Below are 14324 nucleotides of genomic sequence, written 5' to 3'. Positions count from 1 at the left end.
CTGCACAAACCTACCCTAGAAATAAGGAAAGGCGGTGCTTTCCTACTCTACTATGTAGGAAATAATCAGATGTATCATGCAGGCGACCCTATCGGATATGCCAACCTTAATAATTCATATTGGCAACAGCACTTGATAGGTGCTGGAAGAATAAAACAGTAGAAAGGATTGGAAACCATGTTTAAAAAGAAAGAAAAACCAGTAAAAGAAAAAAAGGTGCGTACTGTCAAAGTAGGCACACATAAGAAATCTGTGATTGCATTATGGGTAGTGCTTATCGCAAGTGTGAGCTTTGGAGTGTATAAGAACTTTACCGCTATTGATATGCACACGGTACATGAAACAGAAACCATTCAGCTTCGATTAAATGACACCAACGGGATTGAAAATTTCGTGAAGAACTTCTGCAAGTCCTACTACACATGGGATAACAGCAAGGAAGCTATCGAAGCAAGGACGCAGGCAATCAGCAACTATCTGACAAAGGAATTGCAGGACTTGAACCTTGATACCATAAGAACAGATATACCGACCAGCTCCGTAGTTACAAATGTTTTGATTTGGGAGATAGAACAGTCGGGAACAGACGATTTTATCGCTACCTACGAAGTAGATCAGCAGATAAAAGAGGGCGAACAGACAAATAATGTCAAGGCAACCTACACCGTCAAAGTCCATGTGGATAAAGACGGCGATATGGTAATCGTGCAGAACCCGACCCTTGCACCAGCAGTTGAGAAATCAACCTATGAACCAAAGGCACAAGAAGCTGACGCAAGCGTGGACGCTGATACAGTGAATGACGCTACGGCATTTTTAGAAACATTCTTTAAGCTGTATCCGACAGCCACAGAAAAGGAACTTGCCTACTATGTAGCTGGCAATGTACTTGAACCTATCGGCAGAGACTACCTCTATTCTGAATTAGTCAATCCTATCTTCACAAAGGACGGGGACAATGTGAAAGTCAAGATTGCCGTGAAATTCATAGACAATCAGACAAAGGCAACGCAGGTATCACAGTTTGAGCTTGTGTTACATAAGGATAGCAACTGGAAGATTGTAGCTGTCTACTAATCATTCATCAAAAGGGAAAGTCTATACTAGCATTTGTTATTATTAGGCATTCCCTTTTTAGTAAGTATTTAACTATTTTTATTTTCCTTTTTCTCTCCGGTATGATAAAAAAACAAAAAATATTCACAGGAAATACAAGCATTTGACTTAAATAGTTCCTATAATAGGCTCAAATTTTTGAAATATTTTTAGATTGGCTCTTGACTTTCACGTTACGTAATAGTTTATCTTAGGAATAGAAAATAAGAAAGGAGCAAGATGTATGAAAATATCTGCAATACGTTCAGATGATGTTTACTCAAAAATTATGAGAGCACCTCTAAAAAACAAAAATGATATTTATCGTTATGAATTGATGTTGCCATTTGAAAAAAAGTGGGCTTGTTATAGCGTCCCTATGAAAGCTGCTACACCTAATGGGTATGATGTAATCATGGCAAGCGGAATGCTTGGACATATCGCCCCAACTCAGGTAAACGAAACACAAAAACATAATATTGACCTTATTTCAAATGATAAGCTTTGGAAAGAGTGTGAATTATCAATTAAAATGTCTTTAAATTGCTTTAATGAACAAGGAATAGAGTTACCTGTCAAAGAGTATCTATTCACGATTTTACTTGCAAACAGCGAAAGTCCTTATATCATACTAAATGACGGTTATTGTGGAGATGGTGGTATTCCGGGATATATTTTTTCTTGGTTAATCCCGAATGAATATACTTTAGCTCATCTTCCAGTAGCATTGGCACACGAAACAAATCATAATGTGCGCTTTCAATTTATTAAATGGAGAAACGATATTACACTTGGGGAAATGATGATTAGCGAGGGATTAGCAGAAAATTTTGCCACTTCATTATATGGCAAAGATAACGCAGGTCCTTGGGTAACAAAGACAGATTTAAAAACTTTAAATGAAAGTATTAAACCTATTATTTATAACGGATTAAATGTTCAGGGATTAGAAAATCTTAATGCTTATCTTTATGGTGATGAAATGGCGGCATTACAAAATTATCCTCAAGTTGGCTTGCCGTATTGTGCTGGATATGCTTGTGGCTATCATTTAGTAAAACATTATTTGCAAAAAACAGGAAAAAGTATTGTTGAAGCAACATTATTGCCAGCCAAAGAAATTTTAGACGCTACGGAGGATTTTTGGAATGAATAAAAGAACCATGGCTGTTCATGAAGTTGCTGCGTTGACTGGTATTACAGCTCGAACACTTCATTATTACGATGAAATTGATCTGTTAAAGCCGTCTATTATAACGAAAGCAAAGTACCGTCAATATACCGACGAGGATTTAAGCAAACTTCAAGAAATTTTATTCTTCAGAGAAGTTGGATTTGCATTAAAGGAAATCAAAGAATTGCTTAATACTCCGAATTACAACCGTACAGACGTATTAAATAAACATTTGGTAATTTTGGAAGCTCAAAAAGAACGAATCAATGCGTTGATTGCACTTGTAAAAAAAGAAATTGAGGGAGCAAAAGAACTTACATTTTCTGCATTTTCAAACGAAAAAATAGTTGAACTGCAAGCACAATTCAGAGCGGAAGTATTGGAACGTTGGAAAAATACAAAAGCATTCAAAGAGTTTGAAACTGTATTTTCTCCACAAGCAGAAAAAATCCAAAATGAACAAATGGAGAACTTTTATTCAACGGCACAAAGTATTTTTGAAAAGTTGTCTATGTATGAAAATGATTCTGCTGATTGCCCGGAAGTACAGTCAATCGTATGCGAATGGCAACAATATATTTCTGAACATTTTTATGAGTGTAATGAGCAAATTTTATCTTATTTGGGTGTTCTATATATTACTGATGAAAGATTTACAGATTTTATAAATAGATTTGGACGTGATAATCTGGCTGGATTTTTCAGTAAAGCAATCGAGGTTTATTGTGAAAATCTAAGTAAATCAAATAATCAGTATTAACCCCCCTGCACTATAAAAGGTCAAGGTTGCCGTGAAATTTATAGACAATCAGACAAAGACAACTTTAGTTTCACCGTTTGCACTTGTGTTACATAAGGATAGCAATTGGAAGATTGTAGGATAATGATTATAGCGTGCATTTCTTTATATGAGATATGCACGCTTTTCAATGTAGGTATGTATAGAGTGCAACTGTCCTATTGTTACTTTTCTGCTGTTCAACTAGCTTTATCATATTGTTTGCATTATTCGCTATCGCGAACTATAATCAGACTTATAGATTAGGGAGGAATTTTTATGTTTGATTATATGAGTGTTAAAGAAACAGCAAAAAAATGGGGATTGTCAGAGCGTAGGGTACAAATATTATGTTCTAATAATCGTATTCAAGGTGTTATTCGTATTAACCGTATGTGGCTGATACCCAAAACCGCAGAAAAGCCCATTGATAAACGGTATATTCATAAATATGAAAAGGACGGTGTTAAAGAATGAAACATATATTTTTTGTTGAAGATGATTTGAGTTTAATTAACGGTCTATCTTTTGCTATCAAGAAACAAGGATACGAAGTAGATATTGTCCGAACAGTCTTAGAAGCACATAAACTATGGCAGGACGGAAAATATGATTTGGTTATTCTGGACGTATCACTTCCAGACGGTAACGGTTATGACTTATGTCGAGAAATCCGAAAAACATCAAAAGTGCCTATTCTATTTCTGACTGCGGCTGATGAGGAAATGGATATTATTATGGGACTTGACATAGGGGGCGATGACTATGTCACAAAACCTTTTAAGTTGGCGGTATTGCTATCCAGAATAAATGCCCTATTCCGTAGAAGTGAAAATTTCAGCCAACAGAATACGGAGTTATGCTCAAACGGTATTAAGGTGGAGCTTTTGAAATCAGGAGTATATAAAGATGGTATACCGATAGATTTGACTGCCAACGAATATAAGCTGTTGTGCCTGTTTATGGAAAATCCTGATATAGTTCTATCGCCAGAACAGATTTTAAGTAAGCTTTGGGATTGTGATGAAAAATATATAGATGGGAATACTTTGACTGTATATATCCGCAGACTTCGCACTAAAATTGAGGATATGCCAAGCACTCCGAACAAGATTGTAACTGTTCGTCGCATGGGATATAAATGGAATACTATGGATTGAGGTGCACTATGCAGATATTAGTAAATAAGAAAATCAGACAGTTTTTTATTATGGTATTGGGAAGTATCATTGCATTTATTCTTATTTCCGTAGTTCTAATCGCTTTGCCGATAGATCATGCGGAAATCTATATCATGGTATCTGCCCTTATCATGGGTATGCTCATTTTAATAGCTGGATATTGGTATTTTCGCAACCAGAGTAAACTTATGGAACATGCGATTACACAGATGAAAGAATATACATCTGGAAATGAAAATTCACGCATTGAATGTAACGATGAGGGAGAATTATACCTTTTGTTCCATGAAATCAATTCCTTAGTATCAATCCTAAATGCCCATACAGAAAAGGAAATGAAATCAAAATTATTTTTAAGGGACACTCTTTCAGACATTTCACACCAGTTAAAGACACCACTTGCCGCTCTTAATGTCTATCACGGCATTATACAAGAGGAAGCGAAAGACTTATCAACAATCAAAGATTTTACTGCACTTTCAGAACAAGAATTAGATAGGATTGAAACATTGGTACAGAACCTATTGAAAATTACAAAATTAGACGCAGGCACGGTCTTAATGGAAAAAAACAATGAGAATGTTTCTGATATGATAAGTGATGTTGAAAGGCGTTTTCATTACCGCATTGAGCAAGAAGAAAAAAGATTGATACTTGCAGGCGATGACACGGTTACTTTATTATGCGACCGTAATTGGTTTATGGAAGCAATCAGTAATATTGTAAAAAATGCGATTGACCATACAGAAAAAGGTAACACTGTTTCTATTGAATGGAAACAGTTTGCGTCAATCGTTCAGATAATCATAAAAGATAATGGTTGTGGTATTCACCCGGAAGATTTGTATTTCATATTTAAAAGATTTTACCGCAGTCGATTTTCTAAAGACACGCAGGGAGTTGGTCTTGGGTTATCACTTGCAAAATCTATTATTGAAGCTCATGGTGGAACAATTAGAGTAGATAGCGAATTAAATGTTGGAACGACATTTGTAATGGATTTCTTAATTCCTACAAAACTGTAGGCTTATTGTCGTGTTGGAGTAATGTTGGCGTGTTAGACTTTCCATATAAAATCGAAAGAGGTGTATATGAAATGAATTTATTAGAAGTAGAATCAATTTCTAAAACTTATGGCAGTGGAGATACGGCTGTTCACGCATTAAGGGACGCTTCATTTTCCGTGCCAAAAGGAGAATTTGTCGCAATCGTAGGAGAGTCTGGTTCTGGAAAAAGTACCCTATTGAACATGATAGGTGCTTTAGATATTCCCACATCTGGGAAAGTATATATTGACGGAAACGACATCTTCAAAATGAAAGAGCAAAACTTAACTGTCTTTCGTCGTAGGAATATTGGGTTTATATTTCAAAGTTTCAATCTTATTCCAGAATTGACCGTTGAACAAAATATTATCTTTCCTATATTGCTTGATTATCAACAACCAGATAAAAAATATTTAGAAGAATTATTGACGGTACTTCATTTAAAAGAACGCCGTAACCATTTGCCTAGTCAATTATCTGGAGGACAACAACAACGTGTGGCAATCGGACGAGCGTTGATTACAAGACCAGCACTTATCCTTGCTGATGAGCCAACAGGAAATTTGGATACCCAGAACAGTAGTGAGGTAATCACACTTCTTAAAGAAGCCGCAAAAAAATATGAGCAAACGATTGTTATGATTACACACAGTAGAAGTATTGCACAGACAGCAGACCGTATCTTGCAGGTGTCTGACGGTGTGTTGACGGATTTTGGGAGGTGTCGCAAATGAAAAGCTATCTTAGCTTAATTCCTATATCCGCAAAAGTCCACAGACGACAAAACCGTATGACGTTACTCTGTATTATTTTTGCAGTATTCCTTGTAACCGCAGTTTTCAGTATGGCGGATATGGGGGTTAGAATGGAAATGGAGCGTCTGGTCGGCAAGCACGGAAGTGAAGCTCTACAAGGAATGAGTAGTAACCCTACGGTACAGACCTTATATTTAGCAGCAATACTGTTATTTATAATGATACTCATTGCCGGTGTATTGATGATTTCCAGCAGTATCAACAGCAATGTAGCTCAAAGGACAAAATTTTTTGGTATGATGCGTTGTATCGGTATGAGCAAGAAACAGATAAAAAGATTTGTCAGATTGGAAGCTCTCAACTGGTGCAAAACTGCTGTTCCAGTTGGTGTTGTGTTTGGAATTATCATCACATGGGGACTATGTGCTTTCTTACGATATGGTGTCGCAGGAGAATTTTCGACCATGCCTTTATTTGGCGTGAGTGTAATTGGAATTTTATGTGGTACGATTGTTGGGGGTATTACAGTATTGATTGCGTCAAACTCTCCTGCCAGACGAGCTTCTAAAGTGTCGCCTGTATCAGCGGTATCGGGAAATGCTGAAAATACACAGAGTATTAACAAACCTGTCAATCCCCATATATTTAAGATTGAAACGGCTCTTGGCATTCATCATGCCGTATCTGCTAAGAAAAACCTTATTCTTATGACAGGGTCTTTTGCACTTAGTATCATTTTGTTTTTGAGTTTTACTGTTTTAATTGATTTTGTAGGCTATCTTATGCCACAATCTTCAAATACTTCTGACATCAATATTTCAAGCAATGATAATTCAAATTCCATAGATCCTGCGTTGTTGGAAAAAATAAGCGTTATGCAAGGTGTTAAAGAAGTATTTGGACGAAGAAGTCTGTTAGACGTTTCAGCAAAAATTTCTAATCATACAGATAAGATAGACTTGATTTCCTATGATGATTTTGATTTGGAATGCCTGTCTAAAGATAAACAGCTTAAAGCTGGAAGTGACCTTTCAAAAGTCTATGGGAACAGCAACTATGTTCTTACAATTTATGACGAGAGCCTGCCTTTACAACTAGGCGATACCGTTACCGTAGGTAGTGATACCTTAAAAATCGCTGGTATGTTGAAGTATAATCCGTTCAGTGAGAACGGAAGCACTAACGGTAAACTGACATTGATTACATCTGGAGAAACTTTTAACCGTATAACAGGCATTGCAGACTATTCTCTTATCATGGTACAGACAACTAAGAATGCAACAGATAAAGATGTAACAGCAATCAGGCAGATTGTAAATGATGATGCCACATTCCATGACAAACGGGAACAGCGTACAACAAGTACCTATATGGCTTTTGTTACTTTTGTGTATGGTTTTCTTGCAATCATTACGCTTGTTACTGTACTAAATATTATGAACAGTATTTCCATGAGCGTATCGGCGAAGATAAAACAATATGGAGCTATGCGGGCTGTTGGTATGGATAAACGACAGATAACAAAAATGATTGCTTCCGAAGCATTTACCTATGCGGTTGTCGGCTGTATTGTGGGTTGTAGTATTGGTTTATTGATTAGTAAATTTTTGTATGATATTTTGATTACACCACATTTTCCATATGCTGTATGGAGCATTCCAGTTGTTTCTTTAATAGTGATATTGATATTCGTTGTTGGTGCGTCTATCATTGCTGTTCATAACCCTACCAGAAGAATAAAAAATACTTCTGTAACTGAAACAATCAATGAGTTGTAAGTATTTATGACTTTTTAAAGATATGCTGATATGGTTATCGAATAGAATACCTGTACTGTCGATAACTATACAGCAAAGTTTAGATGATTTCTTTTTCAAAAATTTAGCTTAGTTTTACAGGAGGAGAAGAATTTGAAAAAGGCAATATTATATATTCATGGCAAAGGGGGAAGCTACACGGAAGCTGAACTGTATCAAAAAAGTTGTAAAGGATTTGATATTGTGGGAGTTGATTATAATGACTATTTGCCGTGGATTGTGAAGAAAGAAATAGAAGCCGCTTATAGTGAAATAAGTAAGCGATATGATAAGATATATATTCTTGCAAATAGTATAGGCGCATATTTCGCAATGAATGCACTACAGAATTACTGTATAGAAAAAGCTTTATTCATTTCGCCGATATTGAATATGGAAAAAGTTATCCTTACTATGATGAATTGGGCGAACGTGTCTGAAATAGAATTACAAAAGCAAAAGGAAATTCCTACAAAATTTGGAGAAACTCTTTCTTGGGAGTTTTTGTGCTATGTTAGAAATAATCCACTCAAATGGAATGTTCCAACCAAAATACTTTATGCCGAAAATGACAATCTTACAGATATTCAGACCGTAAACAACTTCGTGAATACCCATAATGCTTCGTTTACTATTATGAAAAATGGTGAACATTGGTTCCATACTTGTGAACAACTTTTATTTTTAAATGAGTGGTTAAAAAAACAATGTGAAAGTATATAGGGGTTTAATTGAAAGGGAAATTTATAATGTTAAGTTTAAAGCAACGTGATATAAAGAAAATTATCAAAAACGGTGCAAAGGCTGGCGGTAGGTCGGTTGCTGATGTTCGGGCTGATATACAAGCGACCATTGATGATGAAATGAACAGCACTGACCCAGAGGTGCAGGCAAACTTTAAAAAGCTCTTTGGGAACAAATGCCCTACGCCAGAAGAATACATTTACAAAGTGACAAATTTAGGAGGAAATTTTCATGGGTGGATTTAACGATAAAAATAAAAAAAATTACTACTTCCCGCTTTTCACTGGAATAGGACTTGTCTTTGGTGTAGTGTTGAAGCAGATACCCATAGGGCTATGCTTAGGTGTTGCTGTTGGTCTTGCTTTGGATTATAAAAAGAAAAAATAGATTGAATTTGAATACTAATATGAGAAAAGTGAACATGCATTGTATATCCACTTTCTTAACTATCAAATATCAACATTGATTTAAAACAGAGCCAAAGAAAAAGAGAGGTATTTAACTGTATGCTAGGATTAAAAAAAAGAGATATAAAGAAAATTATTAACAATGGGGCAAAGGCTGGCGGTAGGTCGGTTGCTGATGTTCGGGCTGACATACAAGCGACCATTGATGATGAAATGAATAGCACTGACCCAGAGGTGCAGGCAAATTTTAAAAAGCTCTTTGGAAACAAACGCCCTACACCAGAAGAATACATTTATACAATGACAAAGAAATCAAGATTTAAAATGTGAGAGCCTTTATTTACTGCCTGCGTAGCAGATCAGTAAATAGAGGGCGAACGAAACAAGAGATTTAGGCAGAAAATAAGGAAACAAAAAGTTTGATTACTTCTTGTTCCCTCTGCTGTTCAAGATACCGTCAATCGTACCTTGAATGATTTTCAATTCGTTATCGTTCAATAAGTCAAGTGATGTTTCTGTCTGTCGTCGGATTGTGCTTTTTTCCACTTTCTCTGGCGGATAGAAATATTCATCAACAGAAATATTGAACATGGTAACTAAATCATGGAATAATTGAAAACTTGGGTGTGAACCGACATTTTCAATATCGGCAATATGGCGTTCCCCATAGAACACCTTGTCGCCTAAATCATTGCGTGAAAGCCCTGCTTTCTCTCTTGCTTCTCGGATTGCCAGTCCTAACGGTCTGAAATCATACGTTTGTGTTTCTTTATTTTTTCTCATTTTAAATCACCTAACATGAGTTTATACTTCATGTTCAGTATTTAGAATGTGTTAAAACTGCATATACTATGCACTTAAAATTCAAAAGTGATTATCGTGTTCGGTAAATAAAAAAAAAACCGTTCCTTGATGATATGCTTTTGTGCGTCTTGAAATGATAACGGGACGGTTTTGGATATTGCCAGAACTGTCCTTTTTTCATTGGTAAATCACGGTATGGCTCTGGTTTAAGGGGGCTTTACTATGATTGCTCATATAAGAACACGACGCTGTTCTCAATCGTATATTTGTTGTGGGATAGTTCATCAATCAGCACACCCTACACATGAGTTAAAAATTCATATTCATAACATTTATAAAACAGTCTGTTTTTGTGGAAACGCACAAGCAGGCTGTTTTTATTTTACCCCCAGATTTATTCAACTTTTTCTTAAAAGAGGTCATTAAATCACACCTTTCATTCCCTATATGGTGCGGAAAGAGGGAGAAACACTTTTCACGTCGTAGCGGAAAGGAGGTGAGATTATGAAACCATCTGACTTCCAGAAAACAGTTCAATGCCGTTTTGAAAGTTGTTTAAAAAAGGTTGTCCGCCATGTTGTAAAGGACTACCAGCAGGAATTAAAAAGACGAAAAAATAAAGAAGTACCATTTTGTGAACTTCCAGATATTGTCGTTGAAAAGTTGGCTGTATGGGACGACTACGAAACTGATTACACGATTTTTAATGTGTGTGGCATGGATATTAAAATCCTTGACGACGAACTGGCAGAAGCATTGAAGAAACTGCCAGAAAGAAAGCGTAACACTTTGCTGATGTATTACTTCTTGGAAATGACAGAAAAAGAGATTGCAGATTTGCAGAATATCACGCAAAGCGGAGTATTCAGAAACAGATACCATGCTTTAGACACTATGAAAAAATTATTAAAGGAGGAAAAGTAGAAAATGAAGCAAGGATTTAAGAAACCGTCTTATTATTTGATTTCATCAGCTATGGACGGCGACGAAACCGCTATTGAGAAATTGCTGGCGTTCTATGACCCGTACATATCCAAATGCTGTTTACGTCCTTTATATGATGAATACAGTAATGTCTATATCGTTGTCGATATGGAATTAAAGGGACGTATTCGAGAAGCCTTAATCAAAATGATTTTGGACTTTGAGATTGATATAGAACTTGAAGAAGAATAAGCAGATACCAGTAGGGCGTGATTTGATGAAATCCTCTTTCCTGCCCTGCTCCTGCTTTCATACATGAAAGCTTATGCTTTCGTCAACTGCTCTTTGAAAACTGAATAAAGCAGACAGATACGTTTGTGATACAGCGAGCCACGGGGACTGTACGCCATGACCTTTCCGACAAGAAAGCGAGCGACCCACGCAGTGATCCGAGAGCGACTTGTGGAATGGTCGCTTTGCCATAACCTGCTATCACAGAATAATGATACGTCCGCATGGTGCGGTTCTGCCCACAAGAATGGGAATAGTTGAGATACTAACGGAGCTTTCCAAAGCCGTCTGTCTGCTTACGATAAGACACACAGAAAGGAGTGTTGCAACATGAACAATGCTGATGTGCCGATTTGGGAAAAATATACCCTTAGTATAGAAGAAGCGTCCCGATATTTTCGTATTGGGGAAAAGAAGTTGCGTAGGCTTGCCGAGGAAAATTTGGACTCTGGCTGGGTTATTGTCAATGGAAACCGTATTCAGATAAAGCGAAAACAGTTTGAAAAAATTATTGATACACTGGACGAAATCTGATGTCTTAGAGCCGTAGATATGGTATAATATTAGTAGCGTATCACGGCTCATTCCATGACGGAAAGGAGCTTTACACCATGTCAAAAATGAAAAGACAAGACAGTAAAGGACGCAACCTGCGTCTTGGAGAGAGCCAGAGAAAAGACGGAAGATACGTTTATAAATATACCGATATATTCGGGAAGCCACAGTTTGTATATGCTTGGAAACTTGTACCCACAGACAAGACACCTGCTGGAAAACGTGATGATATATCGTTGAGGGAAAAAGAAAAGCAGATAAAAAAAGACCTTGACGACGGTATCGACACTATCGGCGGTAAAATGACAGTCTGCCAGCTTTATGCAAAGAAGAACAATCAAAGAAAGAACATCAAGCGAAACACAGAATTAGGACGACAGTATCTTATGAACGCACTGGAAAATGACCCATTGGGTATGAGGGTGATTGATACGGTCAAGCAGTCTGACGCTAAAGAATGGGCTATCAGAATGAATGATAAAGGTTATTCTTACAAGACGATAGATAACTATAAGCGCTCCTTAAAGGCTTCATTCTATATGGCGATACAAGACGACTGTATCAGAAAAAATCCTTTCAATTTCAAGTTGAGTGATGTTCTGGAAGATGATACAGAGCCTAAAGTTATCTTGACACCAGAGCAGGAAGAAAAACTTCTTGCATTTATGGAAACGGATAATATTTACAGCAAGTATCGTGATGAAGTTATTCTTCTGCTGGAAACGGGACTTCGTATTTCTGAACTATGCGGACTGACAACACACATTGATATGCTTAACCGTGTGATTAACATAGACCACCAGCTATTGCGTGATACAGAGGTGGGCTACTATATTTCCACACCTAAGACAAAAAACGGCAAGCGAGAGCTTCCATTGACAGAAAGAGCATATCAAGCACTTGAGAGAATTTTAAAGAACCGAGGGAAAGCACAACCGCTTGTTGTAGACGGTTATAGCAATTTCTTGTTCTTGAACCGTGAGGGACTGCCAAAAGTAGCAGGAAATTATGAAAGTATGGTGCGAGGACTGATTAAGAAGTACAACAAGACTCATAAAGATAAGTTGCCGAACATCACGCCCCACTCATTCAGACATACCTACTGTACGAACATGGCAAATAAGGGAATGAACCCTAACACCCTGCAATACATCATGGGACACGCAAACATAACCATGACATTAGGGTATTATGCTCACGGTACTTTCCAGTCTGCAAAGGCAGAGTTGGAAAGGCTGGCTTCTTAATATCGAAAATGTATCTTACTACTTATTTACTACTTTTGGTTGCATTTTCATGCTGGTAAATGCCAGCTTATGCGAGGTATCTTCCAAAAGGAAAATGCCCATACAGCCCGAAAATACGGGATACATCGGCATTTACCAACTTATGAAAAGATAATCAGAAATTTAGTGAGTTTTTTTTATTACAATGAATGGTAATGGAAATCCACAGGGATATAAATTTGAACAGGTTGATGAGTAAATTAAAGGAAATAGTAGAGTAAAGTAACTATTACGTTAAAAGAATGATCGTGAAGAAGCAGAGCGAAAAGAATTAAATAAAATTCTTGTGTGGAGATATGACAGTAGAAGAATTTGTAAAAGTATTAAGAAAAACAAAATATTATGTTATTGCATGATGTATAAAATATAGCAGGGTATCATAAGATAAAATTGTAATTGCATTTTTCACATAGTTCGTGTAGAATGTAATTAGAGAAGCTGTGCATCAGCGGTGGGTTGACACCTAAAATCTGATACGTTTTCCGAACGAAGGTGTCGGAGGTTGGCAGGCAACGGAAAAACCTGATATTTTCCAGACGAAGGTGCTGGAGGTTGGCAGACAACGGAAAAATCAACCATGAGAAGGGAATGTTTAGTGCTGCGGCATGAACATTCCCTTCTCTAAATTTTATAGGATAAGGATTAAGTTATGGACAAAAGACGTGCAATTCAGATTATGACAAAAGCGGCACAATTATATAAAGAACAACTTGAGGATCAGAAAGTTTTGTTCCTATATGGCTTACCAAAAGAAGTGAACAAGCAATTACAGGAAAGGAATAAGATTTTGTCATCTGTACAAGGATATGAGGTCGCCTTCCATAGATACAATTTTTTACATCTGACAGGAGTTCGATTGAATAAAAAAGATACATCTTCTGCAATTCATTTTTACCAGAAATGTCTGGATAAGCGATTAACGGAAAATGATTTTTCTTTTGCAAAAGATGGCTCTACGGGACAGAAGTTAGATATATTGGAACGGATGATGCTTATTAAGAAAAATGTAACAATGATAGGAGAATTTACAGACCGAGGACCGAAATTGTTTACTGAAAAAGCTGCCGGAAATATCTGTGGTTGTATTGGTTTTGTCAAAGATAAAAATACGAAATTAAATGTGCCGAATACATTGCTGAAAAAGGATATTAGAGATGTAACAGCACAGCCTACATATAAAGTGTTTGCTGTCATATCAAAACATTATACAGACGAGAAATATACAAATCTTATGAAACTGGATAAATGTATTGATTTGAAAGAGTGTTGTTTCTCAGAAACAATAGAAAATATGATAGATAGAGAAAATCTATAATGAAATATAAAACCATGCTACTGCTTTTCAAAACAGTATCATGGTTTTATTTGTTTGTTACATTTCAATGCAACTATTTACTTTACAAAACTGGAAATGATATAATTCATTAGGAAAGTATCAGATTCAGAGTTGACAAAAAGAGCAGTTCTGCAATAAATCGGAACTGCTCT

19 protein-coding genes and 1 pseudogene are annotated in these 14324 nt (G+C 36.5%); 19 read left to right on the top strand and 1 reads right to left on the bottom strand.

Annotated elements, in window-relative coordinates; all coding sequences use genetic code 11:
• The 14 genes and pseudogenes from NSA57_RS18355 to NSA57_RS18290 form a co-directional block, all read left to right on the top strand.
• A partial coding sequence (locus NSA57_RS18355; protein WP_257465729.1) for an NlpC/P60 family protein occupies window positions 1–162 on the top strand: 162 nt, incomplete at its 5' end.
• 15 nt (window positions 163–177) lie between these two features.
• The gene (locus NSA57_RS18350) at window positions 178–1077 is read left to right on the top strand and encodes a conjugal transfer protein (RefSeq protein WP_257465728.1); all 900 of its coding nucleotides are present in this window, start codon (window positions 178–180) and stop codon (window positions 1075–1077) included.
• A gap of 262 nt (window positions 1078–1339) precedes the next feature.
• A complete protein-coding gene (locus NSA57_RS18345) occupies window positions 1340–2251 on the top strand; it encodes a DUF2268 domain-containing putative Zn-dependent protease (RefSeq protein ID WP_257465727.1) in 912 nt (303 codons plus the stop codon).
• Window positions 2244–3029, top strand: coding sequence for a MerR family transcriptional regulator (locus tag NSA57_RS18340; RefSeq protein ID WP_257465726.1), 786 nt, complete (start codon window positions 2244–2246; stop codon window positions 3027–3029). The genes NSA57_RS18345 and NSA57_RS18340 overlap by 8 nt, the downstream gene beginning before the upstream one ends.
• A 16-nt stretch (window positions 3030–3045) precedes the next feature.
• Window positions 3046–3153, top strand: a pseudogene (locus NSA57_RS18335) (conjugal transfer protein); the annotation flags it as partial.
• 173 nt (window positions 3154–3326) lie between these two features.
• Window positions 3327–3524, top strand: a complete 198-nt coding sequence (locus NSA57_RS18330) for a helix-turn-helix domain-containing protein (protein ID WP_257465725.1) — start codon at window positions 3327–3329, stop codon at window positions 3522–3524.
• Entirely contained in the window at window positions 3521–4207 is a 687-nt protein-coding gene (locus tag NSA57_RS18325) for a response regulator transcription factor (RefSeq protein ID WP_257465724.1), read from the top strand. Before NSA57_RS18330 ends, NSA57_RS18325 begins: the two co-directional genes overlap by 4 nt.
• An 8-nt stretch (window positions 4208–4215) precedes the next feature.
• On the top strand, window positions 4216–5253 hold the full coding sequence (locus NSA57_RS18320; protein ID WP_257465723.1) for a sensor histidine kinase: 1038 nt from the start codon (window positions 4216–4218) through the stop codon (window positions 5251–5253).
• Between the two features lie 71 nt (window positions 5254–5324).
• Window positions 5325–6008, top strand: coding sequence for an ABC transporter ATP-binding protein (locus NSA57_RS18315; protein WP_257465722.1), 684 nt, complete (start codon window positions 5325–5327; stop codon window positions 6006–6008).
• A complete protein-coding gene (locus NSA57_RS18310) occupies window positions 6005–7807 on the top strand; it encodes an ABC transporter permease (RefSeq protein ID WP_257465721.1) in 1803 nt (600 codons plus the stop codon). Before NSA57_RS18315 ends, NSA57_RS18310 begins: the two co-directional genes overlap by 4 nt.
• Before the next feature lie 132 nt (window positions 7808–7939).
• Window positions 7940–8548 carry an alpha/beta hydrolase gene (locus NSA57_RS18305; RefSeq protein WP_257465720.1) on the top strand — a complete coding sequence of 203 codons (609 nt, stop codon included), beginning with the start codon at window positions 7940–7942 and terminating at the stop codon, window positions 8546–8548.
• A gap of 26 nt (window positions 8549–8574) precedes the next feature.
• Window positions 8575–8814, top strand: coding sequence for a hypothetical protein (locus tag NSA57_RS18300; RefSeq protein ID WP_257465719.1), 240 nt, complete (start codon window positions 8575–8577; stop codon window positions 8812–8814).
• Complete coding sequence (locus NSA57_RS18295; RefSeq protein WP_257465718.1) at window positions 8801–8956, top strand: glycine zipper domain-containing protein; 156 nt, start codon at window positions 8801–8803, stop codon at window positions 8954–8956. Before NSA57_RS18300 ends, NSA57_RS18295 begins: the two co-directional genes overlap by 14 nt.
• A 119-nt stretch (window positions 8957–9075) precedes the next feature.
• Window positions 9076–9306 carry a hypothetical protein gene (locus NSA57_RS18290; RefSeq protein ID WP_257465717.1) on the top strand — a complete coding sequence of 77 codons (231 nt, stop codon included), beginning with the start codon at window positions 9076–9078 and terminating at the stop codon, window positions 9304–9306.
• Between the two features lie 93 nt (window positions 9307–9399).
• Here NSA57_RS18290 and NSA57_RS18285 read toward each other — a convergent pair whose 3' ends face one another.
• Window positions 9400–9759, bottom strand: a complete 360-nt coding sequence (locus NSA57_RS18285; protein ID WP_257465716.1) for a helix-turn-helix transcriptional regulator — start codon at window positions 9757–9759, stop codon at window positions 9400–9402.
• 525 nt (window positions 9760–10284) lie between these two features.
• Between NSA57_RS18285 and NSA57_RS18280 the strand changes: the two genes are divergently transcribed.
• From NSA57_RS18280 to NSA57_RS18260, 5 genes are all read left to right on the top strand, one after another.
• Entirely contained in the window at window positions 10285–10704 is a 420-nt protein-coding gene (locus NSA57_RS18280) for an RNA polymerase sigma factor (RefSeq protein ID WP_257465715.1), read from the top strand.
• A gap of 3 nt (window positions 10705–10707) precedes the next feature.
• Window positions 10708–10956 (top strand): helix-turn-helix domain-containing protein, encoded by a 249-nt coding sequence (locus NSA57_RS18275; RefSeq protein ID WP_257465714.1) that lies wholly within the window; start codon window positions 10708–10710, stop codon window positions 10954–10956.
• Window positions 10957–11325: 369 nt separating this feature from the next.
• The gene (locus NSA57_RS18270) at window positions 11326–11529 is read left to right on the top strand and encodes an excisionase (RefSeq protein WP_257465713.1); all 204 of its coding nucleotides are present in this window, start codon (window positions 11326–11328) and stop codon (window positions 11527–11529) included.
• 77 nt (window positions 11530–11606) lie between these two features.
• Window positions 11607–12797, top strand: a complete 1191-nt coding sequence (locus NSA57_RS18265) for a site-specific integrase (protein WP_257465712.1) — start codon at window positions 11607–11609, stop codon at window positions 12795–12797.
• 688 nt (window positions 12798–13485) lie between these two features.
• Window positions 13486–14151 (top strand): PBECR4 domain-containing protein, encoded by a 666-nt coding sequence (locus NSA57_RS18260; protein WP_257465711.1) that lies wholly within the window; start codon window positions 13486–13488, stop codon window positions 14149–14151.
• Window positions 14152–14324: the final 173 nt, after the last annotated feature.

It is taken from the genome of Blautia caecimuris (genome assembly GCF_024622975.1).
Taxonomy (GTDB): domain Bacteria; phylum Bacillota; class Clostridia; order Lachnospirales; family Lachnospiraceae; genus Blautia_A; species Blautia_A caecimuris.
Note: the sequence above shows the minus strand (reverse complement) of the source record. Positions and strands in the feature narration are given on the sequence as shown.

What these genes read in the sequence shown, in the direction of transcription:
- NSA57_RS18280 (WP_257465715.1), top strand. Translation starts at nt 10,285, where the DNA reads ATGAAACCATCTGACTTCCAGAAAACAGTTCAATGCCGTTTTGAAAGT.
- NSA57_RS18310 (WP_257465721.1), top strand. Translation starts at nt 6,005, where the DNA reads ATGAAAAGCTATCTTAGCTTAATTCCTATATCCGCAAAAGTCCACAGA.
- NSA57_RS18290 (WP_257465717.1), top strand. Translation starts at nt 9,076, where the DNA reads ATGCTAGGATTAAAAAAAAGAGATATAAAGAAAATTATTAACAATGGG.
- NSA57_RS18340 (WP_257465726.1), top strand. Translation starts at nt 2,244, where the DNA reads ATGAATAAAAGAACCATGGCTGTTCATGAAGTTGCTGCGTTGACTGGT.
- NSA57_RS18315 (WP_257465722.1), top strand. Translation starts at nt 5,325, where the DNA reads ATGAATTTATTAGAAGTAGAATCAATTTCTAAAACTTATGGCAGTGGA.
- NSA57_RS18330 (WP_257465725.1), top strand. Translation starts at nt 3,327, where the DNA reads ATGTTTGATTATATGAGTGTTAAAGAAACAGCAAAAAAATGGGGATTG.
- NSA57_RS18285 (WP_257465716.1), bottom strand. Translation starts at nt 9,759, where the DNA reads ATGAGAAAAAATAAAGAAACACAAACGTATGATTTCAGACCGTTAGGA.
- NSA57_RS18265 (WP_257465712.1), top strand. Translation starts at nt 11,607, where the DNA reads ATGTCAAAAATGAAAAGACAAGACAGTAAAGGACGCAACCTGCGTCTT.
- NSA57_RS18260 (WP_257465711.1), top strand. Translation starts at nt 13,486, where the DNA reads ATGGACAAAAGACGTGCAATTCAGATTATGACAAAAGCGGCACAATTA.
- NSA57_RS18345 (WP_257465727.1), top strand. Translation starts at nt 1,340, where the DNA reads ATGAAAATATCTGCAATACGTTCAGATGATGTTTACTCAAAAATTATG.
- NSA57_RS18295 (WP_257465718.1), top strand. Translation starts at nt 8,801, where the DNA reads ATGGGTGGATTTAACGATAAAAATAAAAAAAATTACTACTTCCCGCTT.
- NSA57_RS18325 (WP_257465724.1), top strand. Translation starts at nt 3,521, where the DNA reads ATGAAACATATATTTTTTGTTGAAGATGATTTGAGTTTAATTAACGGT.
- NSA57_RS18275 (WP_257465714.1), top strand. Translation starts at nt 10,708, where the DNA reads ATGAAGCAAGGATTTAAGAAACCGTCTTATTATTTGATTTCATCAGCT.
- NSA57_RS18300 (WP_257465719.1), top strand. Translation starts at nt 8,575, where the DNA reads ATGTTAAGTTTAAAGCAACGTGATATAAAGAAAATTATCAAAAACGGT.
- NSA57_RS18350 (WP_257465728.1), top strand. Translation starts at nt 178, where the DNA reads ATGTTTAAAAAGAAAGAAAAACCAGTAAAAGAAAAAAAGGTGCGTACT.
- NSA57_RS18270 (WP_257465713.1), top strand. Translation starts at nt 11,326, where the DNA reads ATGAACAATGCTGATGTGCCGATTTGGGAAAAATATACCCTTAGTATA.
- NSA57_RS18320 (WP_257465723.1), top strand. Translation starts at nt 4,216, where the DNA reads ATGCAGATATTAGTAAATAAGAAAATCAGACAGTTTTTTATTATGGTA.